This is a genomic window from Enterobacter sp. UNJFSC 003, assembly GCF_036903355.1.
Classification (GTDB): domain Bacteria; phylum Pseudomonadota; class Gammaproteobacteria; order Enterobacterales; family Enterobacteriaceae; genus Enterobacter.
This window is the reverse complement of the sequence record NZ_JBAKHK010000252.1, coordinates 1-255: the sequence shown is the minus strand read 5'-3', so window position 1 is coordinate 255 and position 255 is coordinate 1. Positions and strand designations below refer to the sequence as shown.

Genomic DNA, 255 nt, shown 5'->3' with positions numbered 1-255 from the left:
GTATTACCCAGCTTGATATCAAACTTGTCGTAGTTGATGTTGTGCAAAAACATGTTCATACGCGCCAGGTTATAGGTCGTATGGTTGATTTCCTGACCAAAAAAACCTTCTTCGATGATATGGTCATCAAACTGTTTGTTCGCCTGCAACAACAGCGAACCGGAGCCTGCTGCCGGGTCGTAGATTTTGTTAACGTGGGTCTGCCCGTGCATAGCCAGTTGTGCAATCAGCTTAGAGACGTGCTGCGGTGTAAAG

The 255-nt window shown here is 46.7% G+C and carries 1 protein-coding gene; it reads right to left on the bottom strand.

The window, feature by feature from the left end:
• A partial coding sequence (locus V5P19_RS24020) for an N-6 DNA methylase (RefSeq protein ID WP_334408055.1) occupies positions 1–255 on the bottom strand: 255 nt, incomplete at both ends.